Annotated in this window: 22 protein-coding genes and 1 pseudogene; 8 read left to right on the plus strand and 15 right to left on the minus strand. The window is 39.9% G+C overall.

Features of this window, described 5'->3' with window-relative positions; translation table 11 throughout:
• Nucleotides 1-2 precede the first annotated feature (2 nt).
• The 5 genes from ACTIEV_RS10370 (at nt 3) to ACTIEV_RS10390 (ending at nt 4,336) form a co-directional block, all read left to right on the plus strand.
• Nucleotides 3-959: a 3-keto-disaccharide hydrolase gene (locus ACTIEV_RS10370; RefSeq protein WP_322195792.1), complete on the plus strand. Its 957-nt coding sequence runs from the start codon at nt 3-5 to the stop codon at nt 957-959.
• Nucleotides 960-1,013: 54 nt separating this feature from the next.
• On the plus strand, nt 1,014-2,390 hold the full coding sequence (locus ACTIEV_RS10375; protein ID WP_322195791.1) for a sugar porter family MFS transporter: 1,377 nt from the start codon (nt 1,014-1,016) through the stop codon (nt 2,388-2,390).
• A gap of 92 nt (nt 2,391-2,482) precedes the next feature.
• Entirely contained in the window at nt 2,483-3,361 is an 879-nt protein-coding gene (locus ACTIEV_RS10380; RefSeq protein WP_322195790.1) for a DNA-methyltransferase, read from the plus strand.
• A complete protein-coding gene (locus ACTIEV_RS10385; RefSeq protein WP_322195789.1) occupies nt 3,321-4,061 on the plus strand; it encodes a PmeII family type II restriction endonuclease in 741 nt (246 codons plus the stop codon). The genes ACTIEV_RS10380 and ACTIEV_RS10385 overlap by 41 nt, the downstream gene beginning before the upstream one ends.
• 26 nt (nt 4,062-4,087) lie before the next feature.
• Entirely contained in the window at nt 4,088-4,336 is a 249-nt protein-coding gene (locus ACTIEV_RS10390; RefSeq protein ID WP_439516434.1) for a hypothetical protein, read from the plus strand.
• Nucleotides 4,337-4,536: 200 nt separating this feature from the next.
• Here the strand turns inward: ACTIEV_RS10390 and ACTIEV_RS10395 are convergent, their stop codons facing one another.
• Nucleotides 4,537-5,163, minus strand: coding sequence for a MarR family winged helix-turn-helix transcriptional regulator (locus ACTIEV_RS10395; protein ID WP_322195788.1), 627 nt, complete (start codon nt 5,161-5,163; stop codon nt 4,537-4,539).
• A gap of 88 nt (nt 5,164-5,251) precedes the next feature.
• Here ACTIEV_RS10395 and ACTIEV_RS10400 point away from each other — a divergent pair, with 88 nt between their 5' ends.
• Entirely contained in the window at nt 5,252-7,699 is a 2,448-nt protein-coding gene (locus ACTIEV_RS10400) for a TonB-dependent receptor (protein ID WP_322195787.1), read from the plus strand.
• A 102-nt stretch (nt 7,700-7,801) separates the two neighbouring features.
• On the opposite strand, the gene ACTIEV_RS10405 is transcribed toward ACTIEV_RS10400, so the two are convergent.
• The 4 genes from ACTIEV_RS10405 to ACTIEV_RS10420 are packed head-to-tail and all read right to left on the minus strand — an operon-like array spanning nt 7,802 to nt 11,324.
• Nucleotides 7,802-8,413: a flavin reductase family protein gene (locus ACTIEV_RS10405; protein ID WP_322195786.1), complete on the minus strand. Its 612-nt coding sequence runs from the start codon at nt 8,411-8,413 to the stop codon at nt 7,802-7,804.
• A 3-nt stretch (nt 8,414-8,416) separates the two neighbouring features.
• Nucleotides 8,417-9,394, minus strand: a complete 978-nt coding sequence (locus tag ACTIEV_RS10410) for a Brp/Blh family beta-carotene 15,15'-dioxygenase (protein ID WP_322195785.1) — start codon at nt 9,392-9,394, stop codon at nt 8,417-8,419.
• A complete protein-coding gene (locus ACTIEV_RS10415) occupies nt 9,349-10,527 on the minus strand; it encodes a lycopene cyclase family protein (protein ID WP_322195784.1) in 1,179 nt (392 codons plus the stop codon). Before ACTIEV_RS10415 ends, ACTIEV_RS10410 begins: the two co-directional genes overlap by 46 nt.
• 53 nt (nt 10,528-10,580) lie before the next feature.
• On the minus strand, nt 10,581-11,324 hold the full coding sequence (locus ACTIEV_RS10420) for a bacteriorhodopsin-like (RefSeq protein ID WP_322195783.1): 744 nt from the start codon (nt 11,322-11,324) through the stop codon (nt 10,581-10,583).
• A gap of 316 nt (nt 11,325-11,640) precedes the next feature.
• Here ACTIEV_RS10420 and ACTIEV_RS10425 point away from each other — a divergent pair, with 316 nt between their 5' ends.
• The gene (locus ACTIEV_RS10425; RefSeq protein WP_322195782.1) at nt 11,641-12,717 is read left to right on the plus strand and encodes a serine hydrolase domain-containing protein; all 1,077 of its coding nucleotides are present in this window, start codon (nt 11,641-11,643) and stop codon (nt 12,715-12,717) included.
• Here the strand turns inward: ACTIEV_RS10425 and ACTIEV_RS10430 are convergent.
• The 9 genes and pseudogenes from ACTIEV_RS10430 to ACTIEV_RS10470 form a co-directional block, all read right to left on the minus strand.
• Entirely contained in the window at nt 12,694-13,200 is a 507-nt protein-coding gene (locus ACTIEV_RS10430; RefSeq protein WP_439516435.1) for a TOBE domain-containing protein, read from the minus strand. The two genes, ACTIEV_RS10425 and ACTIEV_RS10430, sit on opposite strands and share 24 nt — an antisense overlap.
• A pseudogene (locus ACTIEV_RS10435) lies at nt 13,174-13,683 on the minus strand (ATP-binding cassette domain-containing protein); the annotation flags it as partial. The pseudogene ACTIEV_RS10435 and the gene ACTIEV_RS10430, both read right to left, overlap by 27 nt.
• Nucleotides 13,684-13,733: 50 nt before the next feature.
• Complete coding sequence (locus ACTIEV_RS10440; RefSeq protein ID WP_322195780.1) at nt 13,734-14,693, minus strand: L-threonylcarbamoyladenylate synthase; 960 nt, start codon at nt 14,691-14,693, stop codon at nt 13,734-13,736.
• Between the two features lie 177 nt (nt 14,694-14,870).
• Complete coding sequence (locus ACTIEV_RS10445) at nt 14,871-15,161, minus strand: isoamylase early set domain-containing protein (protein WP_178888654.1); 291 nt, start codon at nt 15,159-15,161, stop codon at nt 14,871-14,873.
• A gap of 165 nt (nt 15,162-15,326) precedes the next feature.
• Nucleotides 15,327-15,587, minus strand: coding sequence for a hypothetical protein (locus tag ACTIEV_RS10450; RefSeq protein ID WP_322195779.1), 261 nt, complete (start codon nt 15,585-15,587; stop codon nt 15,327-15,329).
• A 45-nt stretch (nt 15,588-15,632) separates the two neighbouring features.
• Nucleotides 15,633-16,244 (minus strand): hypothetical protein, encoded by a 612-nt coding sequence (locus tag ACTIEV_RS10455; protein WP_322195778.1) that lies wholly within the window; start codon nt 16,242-16,244, stop codon nt 15,633-15,635.
• A gap of 2 nt (nt 16,245-16,246) precedes the next feature.
• A complete protein-coding gene (locus ACTIEV_RS10460; RefSeq protein WP_178888657.1) occupies nt 16,247-16,723 on the minus strand; it encodes an RNA polymerase sigma factor in 477 nt (158 codons plus the stop codon).
• Nucleotides 16,724-16,937: 214 nt separating this feature from the next.
• Complete coding sequence (locus ACTIEV_RS10465; RefSeq protein ID WP_322195777.1) at nt 16,938-17,594, minus strand: response regulator transcription factor; 657 nt, start codon at nt 17,592-17,594, stop codon at nt 16,938-16,940.
• Between the two features lie 148 nt (nt 17,595-17,742).
• Nucleotides 17,743-17,973: a helix-turn-helix domain-containing protein gene (locus ACTIEV_RS10470; RefSeq protein ID WP_178888659.1), complete on the minus strand. Its 231-nt coding sequence runs from the start codon at nt 17,971-17,973 to the stop codon at nt 17,743-17,745.
• A 364-nt stretch (nt 17,974-18,337) separates the two neighbouring features.
• On the opposite strand from ACTIEV_RS10470, the gene ACTIEV_RS10475 reads away from it, so the two are divergent.
• Nucleotides 18,338-20,692 carry an ATP-dependent helicase gene (locus tag ACTIEV_RS10475; protein ID WP_178888661.1) on the plus strand — a complete coding sequence of 785 codons (2,355 nt, stop codon included), beginning with the start codon at nt 18,338-18,340 and terminating at the stop codon, nt 20,690-20,692.
• Between the two features lie 204 nt (nt 20,693-20,896).
• On the opposite strand, the gene ACTIEV_RS10480 is transcribed toward ACTIEV_RS10475, so the two are convergent.
• A complete protein-coding gene (locus ACTIEV_RS10480; RefSeq protein ID WP_322195775.1) occupies nt 20,897-21,748 on the minus strand; it encodes an MBL fold metallo-hydrolase in 852 nt (283 codons plus the stop codon).
• Between the last annotated feature and the right edge of the window lie 376 nt (nt 21,749-22,124).

The raw sequence follows: 22,124 nt of genomic DNA on the forward strand, positions 1-22,124 counted from the left end.
CTATGAAACGATATACCAATCGTGCTTTGCTGTTTGTAATAGCAGTAGCAGCTTTTATCATTGTTAGTGCATTTTCCGTTCAAGAAAAAAATATGGCCGATCATGATGTTATCGGACGATGGGATCTTACTGTAAATATGGGTGATCGAATCGCACCGTCTTGGTTAGAGATCAAATTATCGGGGATCAAAACTTTGGTAGGACAATTTGTGGCCGATGGAGGAAGTGCCAGACCCATTGCACAAGTACATGTGAAAGAGGGAAAGATTCATTTTTCCATTCCACCACAATGGGATCGTACCGATAAAGAAATGGTACTGGAAGCAACGCTTGAAAACGATCAACTCAAAGGAACCATTCAAGCAAGTAATGGTAAAACCTATACGTTTACCGGAGAAAGAGCGCCATTGCTGAAGAGAACAAGTCCGGTGCTGTGGGGAGAGCCCATTCAATTGTTGAATAACAAAGACCTTAGTGGTTGGCATGGACAGGGCAAGAATAACCAATGGCAGAATATCAATGGTGTATTAACCAGTGCTAAATCGGGAACCAATCTGATAACGGATCAAACCTTCACCGACTTCAAACTGCATATTGAATTTCGTTATCCTGCAGGAAGCAATAGCGGTATCTATTTAAGAGGTCGCTATGAAGTGCAAGTAGAAGACAATGCCGGTAAAGAACCCTCTTCTACTTATTTCGGTGGTATCTATGGATTTTTAACACCCAATGAGATGGTGGCCAAGGCACCCGGCGAATGGCAAACCTATGATATCACCCTTATCGGTCGCAGGGTAACAGTGGTGGCGAATGGAAAACCCATTATTGTAGACCAGATCATCCCCGGAATTACAGGAGGCGCATTGGATAGTAAGGAAGGAGAGCCGGGCCCCATTATGCTGCAAGGAGATCATGGTCCGGTAGAGTATAGAAATATCATCCTTACGCCGGCAAAATAATATGGTTATCCATGTATATATAAAAACCGACTTCTTCATGAGGTCGGTTTTGTTTTGGGGATATATCGTCATTCTGCAAATAGTATTCAATTAATAAGTAACTTAATTGCAAATACAGACGATATGCATAAGAAGCTTGCCCTATGGTCCATCACAGTAGGTTTGGGTGGATTGTTATTTGGTTTGGATGTAGCGGTTATATCCGGTGCAGAACAAGCCATTCAATCTTTATGGAATTTGAGCGACTGGATGCATGGAACGGCTATTGCCATGGCATTGTATGGAACTGTTTTTGGTGCTGCCTTGGGAAACATTCCCGCCAATCGTATCGGAAGAAAAAAGACTTTGTTCTGGATTGGTATTTTATTTCTGGTCACTTCTGTTGGTGCTGCGATGGCACGGGATGTGTACACGTTTATGGTCTTTCGCTTTTTAAGTGGATTGAGTATCGGCGCTTCTTCCGTTGTGGCACCCGTGTATATCTCTGAGATAGCACCACCGAAATATCGTGGCAGAATGGTGATCTCTTTTCAACTGAATGTAGTTGCCGGAATTTTGTTGGCCTATTTTTCCAATTATTTATTACAAGGTTTGGGTGGCGAAAATGATTGGAGATGGATGTTGGGAGTGGTAGCTATTCCTTCTCTTTTATTTTCAGTGATGATGTTGTTTACACCCGAAACACCACGGTGGTTGGTATTGTATAAAAATGATGCAGCCGCAGCCAAAAAAGTATTGGCGATTACCGGTGAAGCAACCGATGCCATGATCGATGCCATTCGAAACTCAGTGACACAGGTCAAAGAATCACTGTTCTCTAAAAAATTCATGGCTCCGCTGGTATTGGCTTTTCTGATCGCTTTCTTTAATCAAATGTCGGGTATCAATGCCATTATCTATTTTGCTCCTAAAGTTTTTGAGATGGCGGGTATTGAAAGAAGTGGTGCATTGTTATCATCAGTAGGTATTGGTGTTGTGAATCTTATTTTCACCATCACAGGCTGGTACCTGATCGATCGTTTTGGAAGAAAATTATTGATGTATATAGGTTCTGTGGGTTATATCATTTCTCTTACCCTGATCGCAGTGTCTTTTAATGCGGCAGATAAAACGATGATCGTGTATTATGTGTTTCTGTTCATTGCGGCGCATGCGGTTGGACAAGGGGCTGTGATCTGGGTATTTTTATCAGAGCTATTCCCCAACTCGGTTCGTGCCAGTGGTACTTCGTTTGGTTGTTTAACGCATTGGGTATTTGCAGCATTGGTAGCACAGGTATTTCCTTTCTTTGCCGCCAATGTACCCGGTACTTATATCTTCGGATTCTTTGCATTCATGATGTTCCTACAATTACTATATGTATGGAAGATGATGCCTGAGACCAAAGGGGTTGCATTAGAAGATATGGAGCAAACGATTGTGTTACATTGATGTTCCAAACTATCTTTTGAATATTTTAAAATTACTAAAATTTTTGGCATTCGGTAACAAAGGGTTTATATTTGTACAAACAGGATAATACTATGGAAATAAGGACAGATTTATTTCTAGGCGACAGTAAAACATTACTTAAGAAACTTCCTGATAACTCCGTTGACCTCATTGTGACATCTCCTCCATACGCAGACCAGCGTAAAGGAACTTACGGAGGTATTCATCCAGATAAATATGTTGAATGGTTTCTTCCGATAACAAAGGAGCTTCTTAGAGTTTTAAAACCAACAGGAACATTTATACTTAATATAAAGGAAAAGGTTGTTGAAGGAGAGCGGAGTGTTTATGTAATGGAATTGATTCTTGAAATGCGTAAGCAAGGGTGGTTATGGACAGAGGAGTTTATTTGGCACAAAAAGAATTGCTACCCTGGTAAATGGCCAAATAGATTTCGTGACGCATGGGAAAGACTTCTACAATTTAACAAGGATAAGAAGTTTAACATGTATCAAGAAGAAGTAATGGTTCCAATGGGTGATTGGGCTAAATCAAGACTTAAGAATCTAAGTGAAACAGATAAAATAAGAGACAATTCAAAAGTGGGTAGTGGTTTTGGCAAAAACATTTCAAATTGGTTGACGAGAGATAAGGCTTTCCCTACTAATGTTCTCCATTTAGCAACAGAGTGCAGCAATAAAAATCATAGTGCTGCTTTTCCTGAAGAACTGCCTGAATGGTTTATCAAACTTTTCACAAAGGAAAATGATACGATCCTTGACCCTTTTATGGGCTCTGGAACAACAATTTTAGTTGCGAATAGAATGAAACGACACTCGATTGGTATTGATATGGTCCCAGAATATTATGAAATGGTTAAAGAACAAGTTAAACCAGTGGAATTATATTTATTAGAGCCGACAGTGAAATATGAAACAGCTAAACCTAAAAGACGTTACACAGTACGTTGAAGAAAACATAGGAACTTTTCACCAAAAAAGAATTTCTGGACTAAATGACCTAAAGCTAAGAAAGGTTTTAGGAAAGAAAAATCCATATCTTTTTAAGGCAAAATATATCCTGACTGCCCAGGATATTATAAAGAATTTGACAGATGCATTTATTTCCTCACAAGAAGAAACGATTTTTGGAGACTGGCTTGAGGGGCTTGCGATTTTTATAAATAGTAAAGTGTACGGTGGTCGTAAGTCCGGTATTCAGGGTATTGACTTAGAGTTTGACAACGATGGCGTTCGCTATATTGTAACGATAAAATCTGGCCCCAATTGGGGCAATAGCTCACAGATCGGCAAAATGAGAGCAGATTTCAAGACCGCACAAAAGACGCTTCGTACAAGCAATTCACAACTAAACATAATAGCCGTAAATGGTTGTTGTTACGGTAGGGATAACAATTCAGACAAAGGGGATTATTTCAAATATTGTGGGCAAAAATTTTGGGAATTTATTTCAGGTGATATAGACCTTTTCACAAAAATTATCGAGCCACTAGGACACCATGCGAAAGAACGTAATGACGATTTTATTCAATCTTATTCGCAAATGATAAATAAATTCACAAAAGAATTTGCCGAAACCTTTTGCATGAACGATGGCTCCATAGACTGGAATAAGTTGGTAAAGTTTAATTCCGCAACTTTAGCACCTTAATATTCATAAACTTTAAAGGTATAAAAATGCCACAATGCCTAATCCCAAACTGTCCAAACAACGCAACTAATAATATTGCTATTCGATTAAGACGAGAAGACACTACTGCAATATGGGCCCCAAATAGTGAAGCATTTTTATGCAATGTTCATGCTGCTCAAGGTTATATTATTAATATTGATTTTGTTCCAGTTCTAGGTCATACAATCACCACAAACGTAACTGCTGGTGGACATACAGAAACAAGAACAACTCCTATTGTAAATACACCTTAACACATTTGTAAAGCGGTGAATAATATGATGAAATAAAAACGGATGTAAATACCTTTCTACTTCTGAAAAACTTCTTCAACTTCTTATGAAGTATTATTAATACAATCTAGTTTTAGTATTTAACATAAATAATAAAAAAGCAAATAGGTCTATTCTATATCAGATTATTGTTTCTACAGGTCTCGAAAGTAATTCGATCATTATGAAATAATCGACGATACTTGTTTCACCTGGTGTTTCTCTGAATGAAAAGCATCCAATCTATTCAATATATGATATAAGGTTTCTTGTTCCTTTGTATTCAAAGGGGAAAGAATATCTTCTATATCATCTAATGTCTGCATACATGCAAAGATGATTTGCTGACCTTTTGCACTCAAAGAAAGTCTGGTGATTCTTTTATCATTTTTATCTCTTTGCTCGATCAGCCATTTACGTGCTACAAAACGTTTCAGCATTTCACTACCGGTGGTAATCTCCATTAAGTTTTGTTTTAACAACTCTGTTTTGGTCATACCGGGGTGAACCAATAAGGTAGCCAATAATGCAAATTCATCGATCGATGCAATATCGTGTTTGGCCAGCAGGTCTTTACTGGCCATTCTTAGAAAACGATACAACCTTGAAATAAAAATACCCACCATATCGGTAGAGGTCATTCTACCCGATACTTTTTTCTTCACGCTACTGTTATCCTGACGCATGGTTTGCTTAACCAATTCTTTTTCAGGAACATCGTTTTTGATCAACCATACCCCAAAATCTGTGAGCGTAGCTTTTGGGTGCTGATTTTCAAAGCGTTTCCAGAGATGTTCTATCGACTTCATGTATTAAAATTACAATTTTGGAATAATATTATTTCAATTTTGAACAATCTTTTTATTTCTTTGTCATTCGAAAATAAAAGCAAGCAATATGTTACGTCGTTTATCGCTCTTATGGATGGTTTTGGGAGCTTTGTTTCTCTCTGAAATACAGGCTCAAGGCACACAGCAGGGCAGTCTTATCGGTACGCTGATCGACAAAAATACACAGCGTCCCGTTACTGCGGCTGCGGTGTTATTATCTCCCTCCGGAAAAAATACCCTTACAGATTCAACCGGTATCTTCCGATTTACCGGTCTTACCCCGGGCACCTATAATATCAGCATCAATGCCCTGGGATATAAACCTTTGAATCTGAATAATGTTCTCATCACCAACGGGAATATCAATGTGATCACTTTAGAAGCAGAACCAACCGCTTCTTCCTTAGCTGAAGTAACGGTTTCAGGAAGACGAGCTACTGCCAGGGCTGCCAGTATTGAAACACCATTGAGTGTTCAAAAAATGACCACAGAAGAGATCAAAAGAAACCCCGGAGGGAATTTTGATATCAGTAAAGTAATTCAATCCCTACCCGGAGTAGGCGGCGGTGTGGGTGGCGGCGGTTTCCGTAATGATATCATCATTCGTGGCGGCGCACCCAATGAGAATGTATATTATCTCGATGGTGTTGAAATACCCGTAATCAATCACTTTGGCACCCAGGGAAGTGGTGGCGGTCCCCAAGGTATTTTGAATGCCAATTTTATTGAAGAAGTAAAACTCAGTTCCAGTGCATTTGATGCGCGCTATGATAATGCGTTGAGCAGTGTATTGCAGTTCAGACAAAAATCGGGTAACGATAAGCGAACACAGGGTAATGTGATCTTAAGTGCAACAGAACTGGCGCTAACGTTGGATGGTCCCTTGGATAAGAAAACAACCTATCTCGCTTCTGTTCGAAGAAGTTATCTGCAGTTGTTGTTTCAAGCAATTGATTTACCGATCAGACCCAACTACTGGGACTTTCAATTTAAAACCACCACCAAGATCAATCCTACCACAACCCTGAGTTTTTTAGGATTGGGCGCCATTGATGAATTCAAATTTGCGGCACCTAAATCAGCTACGCCAGAAAAATTATATATCATTAATAGTAATCCCATCATCAATCAATGGAATTATACGATTGGTGCCGGTTTGAGAAAATTAACCAAGAAGGGTTTCTGGAATTTGGCATTGAGCCGGAATACATTGAATAACAATGTTGAGAAATTTGAAGACAATGAAAAGCCATCTCCTGCCACACAGACTTTATTAACGGATAGTCGCGAAACCGAAAATAAATTGCGTTGGGACATGACCACCAATACTGCTACCGGATGGAAGATCAGTTATGGTGCCATGGCACAATACGTGGATTTTAATAACGATTTCAATAATCTGTTCCGAAAAGAACTGCGCGATCAGAATGGTAATATCATTCAACCGGAACAGAGAATTATTGCCAATAGTAATACAGACTTTATTAAATACGGAGCTTTTATTCAGGGAAGTAAAAAGATATTTCAAGATAAAGTCGCTATCAGCGCCGGTATCCGTATGGATGCCAATAGTTTGAACAACAGTGAATCCAATCCATTGCAACAATTATCACCAAGGGTATCGCTCAGTTATGCTATTGCACGTACCTGGAATATCAATGCCAGTATCGGACGATATTATAAATTGCCATCGTATACCCAACTTGCTTTTAGAAGTGGCGGCGTTACGAATCCGGGTAATTATATACAAAGCACACATTATGTTGCCGGGGTTGAATACATTCCCAACAGTACCTTTCGTTTCACTGTAGAAGGCTTTTACAAGAACTACACAGATTATCCGGTGAGTGTATTGGAAGGCATTAGTTTAGCGAATAAGGGAACGGAGTTCGGTAGTATTGGTAATGAAGCAGTGACACAATCAGGAAAAGGAAGAGCATTTGGTATGGAAATTTTCATGCAGAAAAAACTCACCAAACGATTCTTTGGCATTCTTAGTTATACATTATACAAATCTGAATTTACCAACAGTAATGCTGTGTACTTACCGGCAGGTTGGGATAATGGACAACTCCTCAGTATCACCGCAGGTTATAAATTACCACGCAACTGGGAATTGGGTATCAAGTTCCGTTACCAGGGTGCTGCGCCATTAACACCTTTTGATCTGACAGCTTCTCAATTGAATTACCTAAGTGTGGGAACAGGTATTTTGGATTATAGTCGATTTAATGTGAATCGTTTACCTGCTTTTCATTCCAGTGATATTCGTATTGATAAAAAATGGAACTATCGCAAAACAACACTCAATGTGTTCATTGATATTACCAATTGGTATGGTTCTAAGATCAGCGGCATACCTCAATATACTTTCCAGCGAAATGCAGATAATACCGCATTCCTAACCACCAACGGACAACCCATCGCACCCAATGGAAGTAATGCGATACCCTTGATATTATCCAATGCCGAAGTACAAATCACACCCACTTTTGGTTTGATAGTAGAATTTTAAAAAAAGAGGTGGTATCAAACTTATGATACCACCTCTTTCTTTTACCATGGACCATGAACTATCGACCATGGTCTATAGCTATCACCCATCTCAAGAATCTCTCTACGGCCTCGCATAAGCCAACCGCATGACCCTTTCCGCCAGATAATACCCATCAATACCCAATGAAGTAATCGATTGATATTTTTCTAATGGAAGAAATCCATCTGCTTCTCGATCATCTTTTTCCAAATAAACAGATTCGATATAACCGGTCACCAAAAAAGTGCCATTACTGGGAATGGGAATGATTTCAGAGAGTGAGAGTTGGTATTGAATATGACTGTCTTTTACAAATGGAGCTATACAATCTTCTCGCCATAACATATCTAAACCTACTGCTTCAAACTCATTGACGGATGCGTCATATTTCGCGCTGGTTTGATGTGCCTGTTCAATGATACCGGGATGAATATGATTCATGGTGTACACGCCTGTTTCTTCTATGTTTCGAATGGTATCCGGTGCTGCAGCTTTGGGTCTGTTGATAAAGCCAATCATGGCAGGATCGGCACCCAAGTGAACAATATTGCTGAAGATGGCCAAATTCGGAATTCCATCATTACTTTTTGTACCGATCAGGCAAACACTTTTGAATCCGCTTAAGCTATTGATAAAATTGGCACGGTAAAAACGGTCCCAGGATTGGATAGACGCTTTCGTAATCGTTATCATGATCTATTTGTATTCTTTTTTACGCAAATGTTCATACATATCACTCATTACCTCTAGATGTGGTGCGGTTAGAATGGCGATACCTACAAAAAAGAAAAATAAAAATACAGACTCGGTTTGTAAGTAGGTTGCTAGAAAGGTCAATACACCGATTCCTATGAAAGCAAGCAACGAAAAAGGAATACATTTTTGTAACAGATGCGTAAAGCCAATGTGTTCAGATTCTGAATTTGAAAGGTGTTGTCTGATATTTTCCAGCGACTGGAATGAATGCCAGCATCCAAAATAAAAGGCAAAAGCCAAGGGTAATGGAAGACAGATGATGATTCCTAAGATCAGCAGGGTTCTAAAAGCAATGTTCACATATCTCTGTAGTGGTAATCTGTGCGATCGATACTGCCCAATAAAATTCAAGATCAAAAGAGCGAAAAGGATGAGTATGATAAGTGTTGAATGGAGCGGTTTAAAAATAGCCTTTAGTAAGAATGTATTTTCTTTTTCAATGATCTTGAGGATAGCTAAAACCTCTTGTGCGTGAGTCAATAAAAGCACAAGAACGATCAATAATCCATAGTTTGTTTGTAAAACGATGGCTGATCTTTTGTGGATGGAAATGGGGAGTGGTAGATCTGTTTCTCCAAAATGAAAAGCAGATAAAACAATAAATAACAGTAAAGCAAATGATGGGAAAAAATACCAGCAGATCCCATACAATGCCATCCTCGATACATACGTAAGATAAAATCGTGTATTTGAAAAAGAATGATTTTGAAGGTTGCTGTTTTGTTTGGCAACTATATGATCCAAAGCTCCGTGTGGTATTCCGGCTATTAAAATGGTAGCAGCAAAAAAGATCCATTGAATGGTTTCCGGTACCGGCATGATACAGTTAGTCCATAGTACAAGTAGAACTCCTGCTGAGAGTAAAACCCTACTTATGGTTGTGTTGCTGGTATATTGTTGTAAGGAACTGGCTTCCATAAATCTGGGATCGTTAGGAGAAATGATTTTTTAGGTAATTGAGCAAACAAGGTTGCCTCTTGCCAAAGATTGGTATCCTCATCTAAAAATTGAAGTATACGATGGAATGAAACGTTTTCAAATAAGCGTTCTAATATAAATAGAGCTTTTGCCGGATTTTTTTGAATGATCTGTAACAGTAAACGATCATAAAATTGGAAACGATTTTTTCTAAAATTAAAAATCGGTTTGCCGGTTAGAACTTGAGCAGCCAGTTGTTGACTGTCTTTTAAAATTCTATTGAATGCGTACCCTGTTGTTGGTTTTACCATACCGGAAGCTGTTCCAATAGCAATAGCTCCTTCATTCGTAAATCTTTTAAAAATAAAGTCGGTCATTGGTATGATCGCTTGCTCGTATTTGGTGATCTTGAATGAAGTGTTGAAATTTTTTTCTACGAAGTCTTTGAGCGTAGTTTCAAAATATTGTTGATCGAATGGCTTGTCAGTGAAACTGGTAAATTCTATCAATGCTGTATTTCCTGAGAATGGAAGTGTGTAAATAAAACTGACTCCTTGCTGCTGCGCGGTTCTGAAATCCATGAGTGTAGCAGCTCTTTCATTGAAAACTTCTTTTTCTGTTTCAATCTGCCAGCCATAAAACTGTTGTTGCAAGTAAACACGAGCATGTTCTGCAACCCTTTTATGATCCCAAGAACTGGAGAAAACATGTTGAGCAAAATAGCTTTGTTTATTTGTGCTCACATAAAAGCCCTGCTCTTCCTTTTTTGTAAATAATACTTGCTCCTCTGAATAGTGTATTTGTGGATTTTGTTGGATCAAGGTAAAATGAAAATCAAAAAAATCAGAGCTATGGATATGTCCATAGACATAAGGTGCTATGGCATGTGTTTTATATTTAGAGCTTGTGCCAATCGATAATTGATCCCATTGTTTGCTGATGAGGTGTTGGTAAGGATGTAAACCGGGTTGAAACCAAAAACACCATGTTTTTAATTGTTGGATAGATTTTCCATCATCCAATAAAAGAATACTTTGACCACTGTACATAGGATGATATAGCAATGCTCGCATCATTTGCATGCCTGCACACCCCGCACCAATAATGATGATATCGTATTCTTTTGTCAACATAGCAAAACGGGTTGCAGTTTTTATTGACTGCAACCCGTTGATCAATGTATCGATTAAGCTTTTTCTTCGCTTCTGCTGAGTGCATAGATCACAAGACCAAATCCGATCTTGTTGATGGCATCCGCAATATTGTAAACGATATCCATAGAAGCTTGCGCAGCTTTTGGATCGGTTACTAATTGCATACCAAATAAACCACCTTGGGTACCCAGTATGTAGCCTAATGGGTAAATAGCCCAACCTACCAATACAAACCAAGCCAATACTTTATTGGCTTTTGCAACAGCAGGACCAGCACTACCGGCTAGTTTAGCTACATCTCCAAACCAGATCAAGTAAACAATGTAGAAGTAAGCAATACCACTAATGGCACCCCATACCCAGCTTTGAGTTTCCGTACCATAAATGGCTTCGCCAATATAACCGGTAACCAACATAACCAGTGATGCAAAAATGAGTTTCCATAACAATCCTTGTGTAGCACCCACTTTTTTAGTGATCAGGTAAAACTCAACACACATCAGAGGTACTGTAAGAATCCAGTCTACATAACGAAAGAAGGTAGGTGATTCTCCGGTTTCCAGATTGTAGCCGCGCATATAGTAATAATGCACTGCCGCAATAAATGTAATTAAACCGGATACCAACAATGACGTTCGCCATTTTTTATCCGTATTGTTCAATTCAAAAAAGAAAAATACCGATGCGGCCATCATGGCCATTGTACCGATGAAAAAAGTGAATGCAACATAATTGTCACTTGCAATGACCGTTGCATTGAGCAGGTTTTGTGGCATAATAGAAGTTTTGGTGAAAAAAATTTGTTTAACCGTTGAACGGATTAGATTAAACAAGAATTTTTTTAAATTGGTTCAGACCCTTGCCGCACAAGGGTTTCAACGCATATCAAAAAATCATTGTTTCGTGGATTCTTTTGTCGAGTTATTACATTGATGATTCAACAAACAGACGTAAGCCGGTTTTGAAAATTTTTTTTAGAAAAGGGAAAATTTTTTCGACTCTTTGACCAAAAAGTAAATTTTTAAGACCGTTAAAGGCAGCAGATTAAACCCCTTTCACGTTCTTAGGTCTGAACAATATATATTTAAGCGAATGAAGCATCATTATATCTGGATACTTTTCTTAGTCCTAAGTGGATGTTCAAAAGAAACACCCACTGATATAACAACACCCAATAATAGTAGCTTGTATTTTCCATCTGTGAGTTCTTGGGAAACAATAACACCCACTTCTCTCAACTGGAATACAACCGCTTTGAATGATGCATATACGTATCTACAACAAAAAAATACCAAAGCATTCATCATACTTAAAAATGGTAAGATCGTTGCTGAACAATATTTTGGAACCTTTACCGCAGATAGTAACTGGCAATGGGCTTCTGCAGGAAAAACCATGACCGCCTTATTGGTGGGTATTGCACAAGAACAAGGCCTACTCAATATCAATAACAAGACTTCTCAGTATTTAGGTACCGGATGGACTTCCTTACCACTTGCGAAAGAAAATTTGATCACCATCAAGCACCAGTTGAGTATGACCACGGGTTTGGATGATGCTGTTACAGATAATCATTGCACTACACCAGTTTGTTTGCAGTATAAAGCAGATGCAGGTCAACGTTGGGCATACCATAATGCGCCTTATACTTTATTGGATCAAGTGATTGAAAAAGCGAGTGGACTTTCCTACAACCAATACTTCCAACAAAAAATTCGGGATCGGATTGGTATGAATGGACTTTGGATCAAGTTAGGCTATAACAATGTGTATTTCAGCAATGCCAGAAGCATGGCCCGTTTTGGATTGTTGTTATTGGCAAAAGGAAAATGGAATGGTACACCGATTCTTAGTGATACGAATTATTTAGCTGCACAAATCAATAGTTCTCAAACCATCAATCCATCGTACGGATATTTAACATGGCTCAATGGTAAGAGTAATTACATGTTACCAACACTTCAGTTTAGTTTTAACGGAAACCTTGTACCGAATGCACCTTCAGATTTGTATGCTGCTTTAGGGAAAGACGATCAAAAAATATATGTAGTGCCCTCACAAGGATTGGTGGTGATACGCATGGGTGAATCGGCCGGACAATCACAATTGGCGCTCAGTAGTTTTGATAATGAGTTATGGGGTAAGCTAAAAGCTGCCGGGGTTTTTTAACCGAACCCAAATCAATGAACCCGGCTCGGGAATATTTTCTTGTGTATGTATTACAATAGTGTAGTCGCCATGTTTGGCTGTTACAGACCAATAAGAACCACAGAATAATACTTTTTCTACCACACAATCCATAGCATTTGTATGATCATCTGTAATGATCAGCTGCTCCGGTCGTATACAAATAGTAGAAGAGGTATTATCGATATTCCAATAAGCTTTGAAAGGATCTTCTAATAATGTATAGGCACCAAAGAGTCCGGCAACATAAGCGTTGACGGGATGATAGTAGATTTCTTGTGCTGTGCCCTGTTGAATCAGTTGTCCATTTTTCAATACTAAAATGCGATCTGCCCAACTCAAGGTATCAACAGGGTCATGTGATACCAATATGCAAGTTGTTTTTAATTGTTGACTGATGGCATGTATAACAGTATTGATGATCTGTTTGTGAGGGATATCTAAATTGGAGAAAGGTTCATCCAATAACAATAACTGAGGTAAACCCACTAATAATTTAGCCAAAGCAATTCTTTGCCGTTCGCCCCCCGAGAGTTCATCATTTTTTCTTTGCAGTAAATGATCTACCTGACAAACCTTATACAATTGTGCAGCGGATTCCGGTGACAATTCATTTCGATAACTCAATAATTCATGCACTTTATAATTATTCCGCAGTTCATAATGCTGAGATAAATAAGCGATGCCGGGATGTCCGGGTAGCAAAGTAACAGGCGGACTCCAAACTCTTTCCCGATTGAAATATACTTTACCGCTATCGGGGGCAATATGTCCCGCAATGATTTTAAGCAAAGTACTCTTCCCTGATCCTGTTTCTCCTACAATGGCTAGTTTTTGTAGTGCAGGTAATTGAAAGCTGGTGGGATGAAGTATGAGTTGATTGGCTTCAATCTTACTGATATTGTCAACTTGTAATAATATATGCGGGTGAACCGTTTCCTGCTGCACGATGAACTGATTGTGAATGCGTCAAAGGTAATGATGAAAACGGAACCGTATTATGAATGTGTGGCTCTTTGTAAACGATCATTGATCGATCTTCCTAAACCCTTATCAGGAAAACGTTCTGCGATGATGATATCTAGTTGGTGATGATCCAATCGATGCATGGCTGCATATAAATTGGATGCAGCTTCTTCCATCGATCCACTTACAGATAAGGTTTCAATAACAGCAGCCTGATCACTTGTATGCGCATGATCAAACAACATCAACCCAATTTTTTTACCGGTATTTTCAGCGATACTCTTTTCAATGTCGCTGCTCAGAATGGTGGTGGTAGCAGGAGCATAATGACGCAATAACATACCGGGGGCATCCGGATTTTCTTCATTGCGAATATATTCTTGCAATGGTCCGGTTATTTTTTCAATCTCTTCAATCGCCAAAGAACCATAACGGTAAATGATGGCACCGTCTTCATTGAAACCAATGATGGTAGACTCAATTCCTTTTTTACAAGGGCCACCTTGCAGGATAAACGGAAATTCATCTTTGAAATATGCAGCAACATGTTCAGCGGTTGTTGGACTGATACTGCTGAACGGATTAGCACTTGGTGCTGCAAGCGGAAAAGGAAGTTGTTGCAGTAGTGATAAGGTTACAGGATGATTCGGAACACGAATGGCAACGGTATCTTTTCCTGCGGTAATGATATCCGGAATGGTATCTTTTTTAGGCAATAAAAGTGTGAGTGGGCCCGGCCAGAATTTTTCAGCCAATTGCTGTGCAAGAGCAGGAATCGTTGCAGCTACTTTTTCCATTTGACTGACATCCGCAATATGAACAATCAACGGATTAAATAGCGGTCTTTGCTTTACTTCATAAATACGCCTGATGGCTTTTTCGCTGAAGATATTACCCGCCAGTCCGTACACCGTTTCAGTAGGAATGGCAGCCACTTCGTTATCTAATAAGCTTTGTGCAACGAGATCGATATTTTGGGTAATAATGGGCATGGTGCTATCGGCTGCGAGCTCTGAGCTTCGAGCTGCAAGCTACAAGGAAAATTGATTCGACCCACTTTGAGCTACTAGCTGCTAGCCGCTAGCTGCTAGAAAATATAAGAGAATAACTTGAGCCCTTAAAAAATACTAGAAGCTAGCGGCTAGTAGCTAGCAGCTCAAAGCTCGTAGCTACAAACTCAACACACTATTACTCGTCCCATAACCATTCACAATTTCTCCGTCTGCTTCGGGTTCGTTGATCCATTCTGTTTCGTTGAGCAGGTAGCGGAATTCGTGTTGGGTAGACTTAGGTAATTGTACTTCTGCGGTGAAGCTGCCGTCTTTTTTCTTTTTCATGGGAATCGGATTTTTCCAATCTCCATTCAAGCCCAGAATTGCAGCGCTTTCTTTATCTTCTATTGCGAGGGTAAATTTTACTTTTGAGTAGTCTTTTGTTTTGTAGATGGTTTTCTGAATCATATTCGGTTGTTTGCTTGCCCTTAATACAAAAAGTGGGAAATGGTAACCCAAGAGAGCTGCGAGCTATGAGCTACGAGCCGCGAGCTTTTTGTTTTTTGTAAAAAAACAAATGTTTGTAAGCCACTCGTATACCAAGCTCGTAGCTCGAGGCTCGTAGCTCAAAGCTTATCTTGCTATCAACAACACAAACCCAATCAACGTAATCACTACATGTGTAATGAGCCATATTCTTTGGTAGAGCGGTCTTTTGCCGAAGGGAATTTTTGCGTTGAAGGGTTCAAAGACGGGGGCTAGTCCCCAGAAGACAACGGCGTTGCTGTAATCTTTCGTGAAGAGAAAATATATTCCTGCCAGCACGAAAACACCGTAGGCTATTTTCTCAAATTTACCGGTAACCGGTTTGGTATTGGCGGAAGCTTCCATCATTGTGTTTTATTGATTAGTTGCAACGGGATGATGAAAATTACAGGACTAGTTTTTTTCTTTGAGATCGTCAATGTTTTGCTTGAGTAGTTTCAGGTGCTGACCAAAAGCTTTATGGCTTAACCATTTGGCTAAATAATAACCTGCCGGAGTTAATACTGCTATGCAAATCAATAATGCCCAGATCATAATGGGTTTGGACATGATTTCATCGACAGATTTTTGGGCACCGGCAACACCCCCCAACATAAAACCACCGGCAGCACTTACGGGATAAATAATGAGTCCCGCCCATTTTTGTGAAGTGATCCATTGTTGGATATTGGTATAATGCCGTTGCATTTCTTCAAGTAATGAAAGTGTTTCCACATTACCATCAATGGCTTTACGCAATCGAAAAGCGCCCGCGGTAGCCCACACCGTAAAAATCAAAACTGCAGCAATACATATTTGTATTTGCCAGTAGGGGAAGAAGATCAGAATAAAAATATAGAAACAAGCAATGATGATACCCATGATACCATTGCGCAGCAAATTTTTACGAATGGTACTCAATGGATTTTTAGACTGCAGCTTATTCAATGCCTTTGGTTGTAACAAAGACAGCAATGCTTCATCGGATTGTTCGTCAATATCTCGCCATGTTTTTTCTATACTCATGATCATTGCTTTAATAAGTTGGCTAATTGTTGTTTGCAACGATGCAGTTTTACCGCAACATGATTTACGGTAATACCCAATACTTCTGCTATCTCAGGATTTTCATAACCATCTAGGTGCATGGATATCAATGCACGGTCTGTTTCCGGAAGTGTTCGGATGGCTTTTCGCAATCGTTCTACCTCTTCTCTTTTCTGTGTTTGCTCAGAAGAAGCACGATCCACTGCTTCCAAAGATTCCATATAATCGATGCGCGACGACTTTCTCTTTTGTGTTAAAATGGTGTTCAGTGAAATACGGTACAGCCAAGTGCTGAATTTAGCATCGCCCCTGAAACTCGACCATGAACGCCAGGCCTGTAACAACACTTCCTGATACAGGTCTTTCCGCTCCTCTGCATCATTGGCATAGAGTCCCACGAGCTTGTAAATAATGCCCTGGCTATTCTTGACCGCCTCTAAAAATTGCGCCTCGCTCAAATGACCGGTTTTCTAAGTAGTACAACTATGTGAGAAGTTAGTTGCAGATGTGGAGGGGAAATTACAAGAAGCTACGAGCTATGAGCTGTGAGCCATGAGCTTAATGTTAAAAAGAAGCGTAACTAACTAATTATTAATTACTTAAGAATATTCTAAGTTATACTAAACAATTAGTCCAAAGCTCATGGCTCATGGCTCGCAGCTCACAGCTCCCTCACTCCCCCTTATACAACCCCTTCTCACATGCATAGGCCACCAATCCGGCGATGCTTTTGACGCGCATTTTTTGCATGATGCGGGTGCGGTGACCTTCAACGGTTCTTTGGCTGATGAAAAGATGACCTGCTACTTCTTTACTGGTGCAACCTTTACAAATCAATTGAATGATGTCTTTCTCTCTTTCTGTAAATACCACCAGGTGATTGCGATAACCCGATTGGTATTTTTCGATCAGGTCTGTGATTTGTCGACTGCTTTCTGTACAGAAATAGGGACGATGTCCGTAAACAGATTCAATGGCTTCCACAATCTCTTTTCGTCCGGCACTCTTCATCACATAACCAATGGCACCGGCTTCCAACATTTCCATGATATGACTCTCTTGTCCAAAAACTGATAATGCAATGATCCTCGGACTACTGTGTCGTTTGGATAATTCTTTTGTAGCCATTACGCCATCCATGATGGGCATAGACACGTCGGTAATGATAACATCGGGCTGTAGACGACCCACTCCGGATAATAGATCCAGTCCATTTTCTGCTTCTCCAATGACATTGACATGGGGCACTGTTTCGAGTATTTTCTTTAGTCCTTTTCTGAAAATGATATGATCATCAGCAATCATGATCTTGATCCTCGTTTTCTCCATGAATGATAATTGATGTAAAAACTTGGGTAGGGTGCAATATGTATCAATCAAAGAAATCGGGTTGCAGTATTTCTACGGATTTTTTTGCGGTTTTTCAAAACAAATGCATTTAGAAAATAAAAAACAGTCATACTGTTTCGTAAAGCATTTATTGCGGAGCGTTGAAGTCGGAGAATAGTTCTTCCAGACTCATATTTAATCCTTGTGCGAGCGAAGCTAAAGTAGTGAGTGCAATATTTACTTTTCCTTTTTCGATGCGCTGAACATGGCTGTACTCCAGGTCACATACATGTGCTAACTGATGAATACTCAACTCTCGCTCCTTCCTTAGCTTAGTCAAGTGTGCGCCAAATGCAATTTTTAATTGATCCTTATCCATGCGCCGACAAGGTCAAGTGAATCGATAAAAAAGTTGGCATATGATTATACGCCAATCGCTTTTTTGATTATTTTTATCGACTAAATATTCTCTTATGTTGACTCCCGGCCATACATCTGTACAAAGTCTACCCAACTGTTCCAAAAAAGTAAGAGACATGATCTTGTATGTAGTTTCAAAAAAGATGGCTCAACAATTGCTTTCCACAACTCCTGAAACAGATCAGCACTATTCTTTAGAAATTTCGCAACAAAAAAAAGTAGGTACAAAGCGTATTAGAAAACTGTCGATCGTCTGATTTTTTCTATCATAGAACTTATCAACGCCCTCACCACATACCCCCTCAACTGATTAACTTGCGCCCATGCAAGATTACCTGAATGGATTGAATGAACCCCAGCGCGAGGCAGTGACACATCTCAATGGTCCGCTCATGATTGTTGCCGGCGCCGGTAGTGGAAAAACCAAAGTACTCACCACCCGCATCGCTCACCTCATGAATAATGGCGTGGATGCATTTAATATCCTTGCCCTCACTTTTACCAACAAAGCCGCTGCCGAAATGAAAGAGCGTATCGAACGCATACTCGGCAACGCTGAAGCACGTAATTTGTATATCGGCACATTTCACAGCGTATTCGCTCGTATCCTTCGCGCAGAAGCACATCGCATCGGTTATCCCAACAGCTTTACCATTTATGATACCGATGATAGTCGCTCCGTGATCAAAACCGTGGTGAATGAATTGAACCTCGACGATAAACATTACAAACCCAATGTTGTCGGCAACCGCATCTCTTCTGCAAAAAATGCATTGGTGGGTCCGGCTGAATATGCCACTGATTATTATATTCAACAGGAAGACATGCGCGCCAACCGTCCTGCCATTGCACAGATCTATGCCGCTTATGCCAGCCGTTGCTTTAAAAACGGTGCCATGGATTTTGATGATCTATTGTTGAAAATGTATGAGCTGCTCAAAGACTTTCCGGAAGTACTCCACAAATACCAACATAAGTTCAAATACATTTTAATTGATGAGTACCAAGATACCAATCCGGTACAATACCAGATCACCAAACTGTTGGCTGCGGTACATGAAAATATTTGTGTGGTGGGCGATGATGCACAAAGTATTTACAGTTTCCGCGGTGCTACCATTGAAAATATTTTACAGTTTCAGAAAGATTACGATGACGTGAAAGTGGTGAAGCTGGAACAGAACTATCGCAGCAGTCAGAACATCATTCATGTGGCGAATGAAGTGATCAAAAACAACAAAGGACAAATCCCTAAAAATCTTTGGACAGAAAATAAAGAAGGTGATAAGATCAATCTGGTGAGAACCATGACCGATAATGATGAAGGTCGTTTTGTAGCAGATTGTATCCAGGAACAAAAACTACGCAATCATTTTTACAATAAAGATTTTGCCATTCTTTATCGTACCAATGCGCAGAGCCGTTCTTTTGAAGAAAGCTTGCGCAGAATGGGTATTCCTTATCGTATTTATGGAGGCGTGAGTTTCTATCAGCGAAAAGAAGTCAAAGATTTTCTGGCTTATTTACGCGTGATCGCCAATACCAGAGATGAAGAAGCATTGAAACGCATCATCAATTATCCCGTACGAGGTATTGGAAAAACCACCATTGAGAAATGTGTGATTGCAGCCAATGAGCAGAATATCTCCATGTATGAAGTGGTTGCTCGTGCAGGTGAATTTGGTTTCAAAGCGGGTACACTGGAAGCACTGCAGAATTTTGTGACCATGATTCGCTATTTCCAAAGCATGCTCACCGGTACCAATGCTTATGATGTAGCAGTACAAGTGGGTAAGCATACCAATCTGGTAAAAGAACTTTTCAATGATAAAACCACCGAAGGACTCGCACGCTATGAAAACGTGCAGGAATTATTGAACTCTATTAAAGAGTGGACAGAAAGTCCATCCAATGAAGATGGTGAATTGGGTGACAAATCACTAGGCTCCTATTTACAGCAGATCACTTTACTGACCGATGCAGATGATGATAAAGGCGATAACGATGTAGTAAAACTCATGACCATACATGCGGCGAAAGGATTGGAATTTGAATGTGTGTTTGTAGGTGGTGTGGAAGAAACATTATTTCCCAGTGGCATGGCCATCAATACTCGGGAAGAACTGGAAGAAGAAAGAAGATTGTTCTATGTAGCCGTTACACGTGCCAAACAAAAACTATGGTTAACCCATGCCAATGCGCGTTATCGTTTTGGACAACTGGTACAGAATGAGCCAAGTCGATTCATCGAAGAAATGCCGGAACAGTATATCGATAAAACCTATGCCGGCGGCGGCGCCCGCAACCATGCCGGAAGTGATATGGGCAGCGCTTTTGAACGGATGCAGCGTGGATTTGGTTTTGGTGGAGGCAGTGCCGCTGCAGCAGAAAGAAAATATGGTCCGCCCCCGGCAAGAAAACCCAATGCAAAACCCGAATACTTACCTGTACAACCACCCGCAGCCAAAGTAGTAGCACATACGCCATCACCTAATTTTGTAGCGAGTGATACTTCACAACTACAAGAAGGACAAACAGTAGAACACCAGAAATTCGGTTTTGGTAAAGTGATGAAAATCGAAGGCTCTGCGCACAATCCTGTAGCCACTATTGTATTTGATCAGAATGGAGAGAAAAAGATTATGTTGAATTATGCGAAGCTGAGAATTGTGGAATGAAGAAACAAGAAATAAGAAACAGGGAACAAGGAAGCTACAAGCTACAAGCCACAAGCTGCAAGTTTTAACTTTATACAATTAGATCTCTTCTATAACTGAAGTCTGGCGAAAAAAAGAGTAAGAGGAGATATTGTGTGAAGAATGAGAATCAAATCAACGCCTTCACTTCTTCATTCAATATTCGAAATTCATCATTCAATATTTTCAAACCCTGCTCCAACTACCATCATCCGGAATCATCACTTGTTTTTCCAACCGGTTTTGATGGATGAGTTCTCGGAAATTTTTTCTTTTTTCCAGACAATGATTGATGGTTTCTAAATGTACCACACTGATATTGGCTTTTGTGGCTTTGCTGACTTCGAGTACATCTGTTCCCGTCATGGTGATGGCATCGCCTTGTAGAAAACGAGCACCGCCGCCATTCACAATGATATGATCGGGTTGATATCGGTCTATCACCCTTTTCACTTCCTCGCACCAAATCGTATCTCCTGCGATATACAAGGATTGTTTTTTATGGGCAATCACATATCCGGAAACCAGTCCCATTCTTTTTCCCATTTCTCCGGTACCATGTTGTCCGCCGGTTCGGGTAATGCCAATACCCTTCCATTCCATGTGTTCACTCAATGGAATGATTTCTTTGAATCCTTGTTGTTTTAATCTGTCTACATCTGTAGGCTGACAAATAATCGGTATTTCTTTGTTCAGCAAATCTCTTGCCTTTACATCCCAATGATCGGCATGTACATGTGTGAGCAGGATGGCGTTTACGGTTGCTAATTTTTTCTTGAGTTCTACTTCGTTAAAAGGAAGATCCACCATCGGTATGCGCAAACTGTTGGCAGCATTTGGAATAGGATTCATGGCATCTTTTGCACTCAGCATGGGATCTACCAAGATGTTGATTTTATTCACTTCAACAAACAGTGTAGCATGTCGCCATAACTGAAAACGAAATCTTGTTTTGTTGCCAGGCGCTGCATACAGCCGGTTGGTTGCCAAAGCCATCATGGCCAAACTGCTTTGTTGTAGAAATGTTCTTCTTTTCATAACTGTGATGAACTACAAATTGAAGTACTTAAATGTTTGGGCTGTGTTGGGCTGCAAGCTACAAGTTTCAGGCTACAAGGGGTTATGGATTGTATGGAAATAGTAAAATCAGCTGTGAGCTGCGAGCTACGAGCCATGAGCTTTGGGTTATCATTATTGTAAGTGTATTATTATTCATTTTATGAATGATAGAACTAACGAATAAGTTTTCGTCTTACGCTAGTTAGAAGCAATGTTTTATTTGTATGAACAGTCCATTTAATTCTTCAAATTCAAATTATAAAAGCTCGCAGCTCATGGCCATTGCTGTCCGGTAAAAAGTGAAGAAAAAAAGTAAGGAGGCCATTAAAGCCTCCTTTTTCTGGTTATTTTTAGT

Origin of the sequence: Sediminibacterium sp. (assembly GCF_051861365.1) — a bacterium.
Lineage (GTDB): Bacteria > Bacteroidota > Bacteroidia > Chitinophagales > Chitinophagaceae > Sediminibacterium.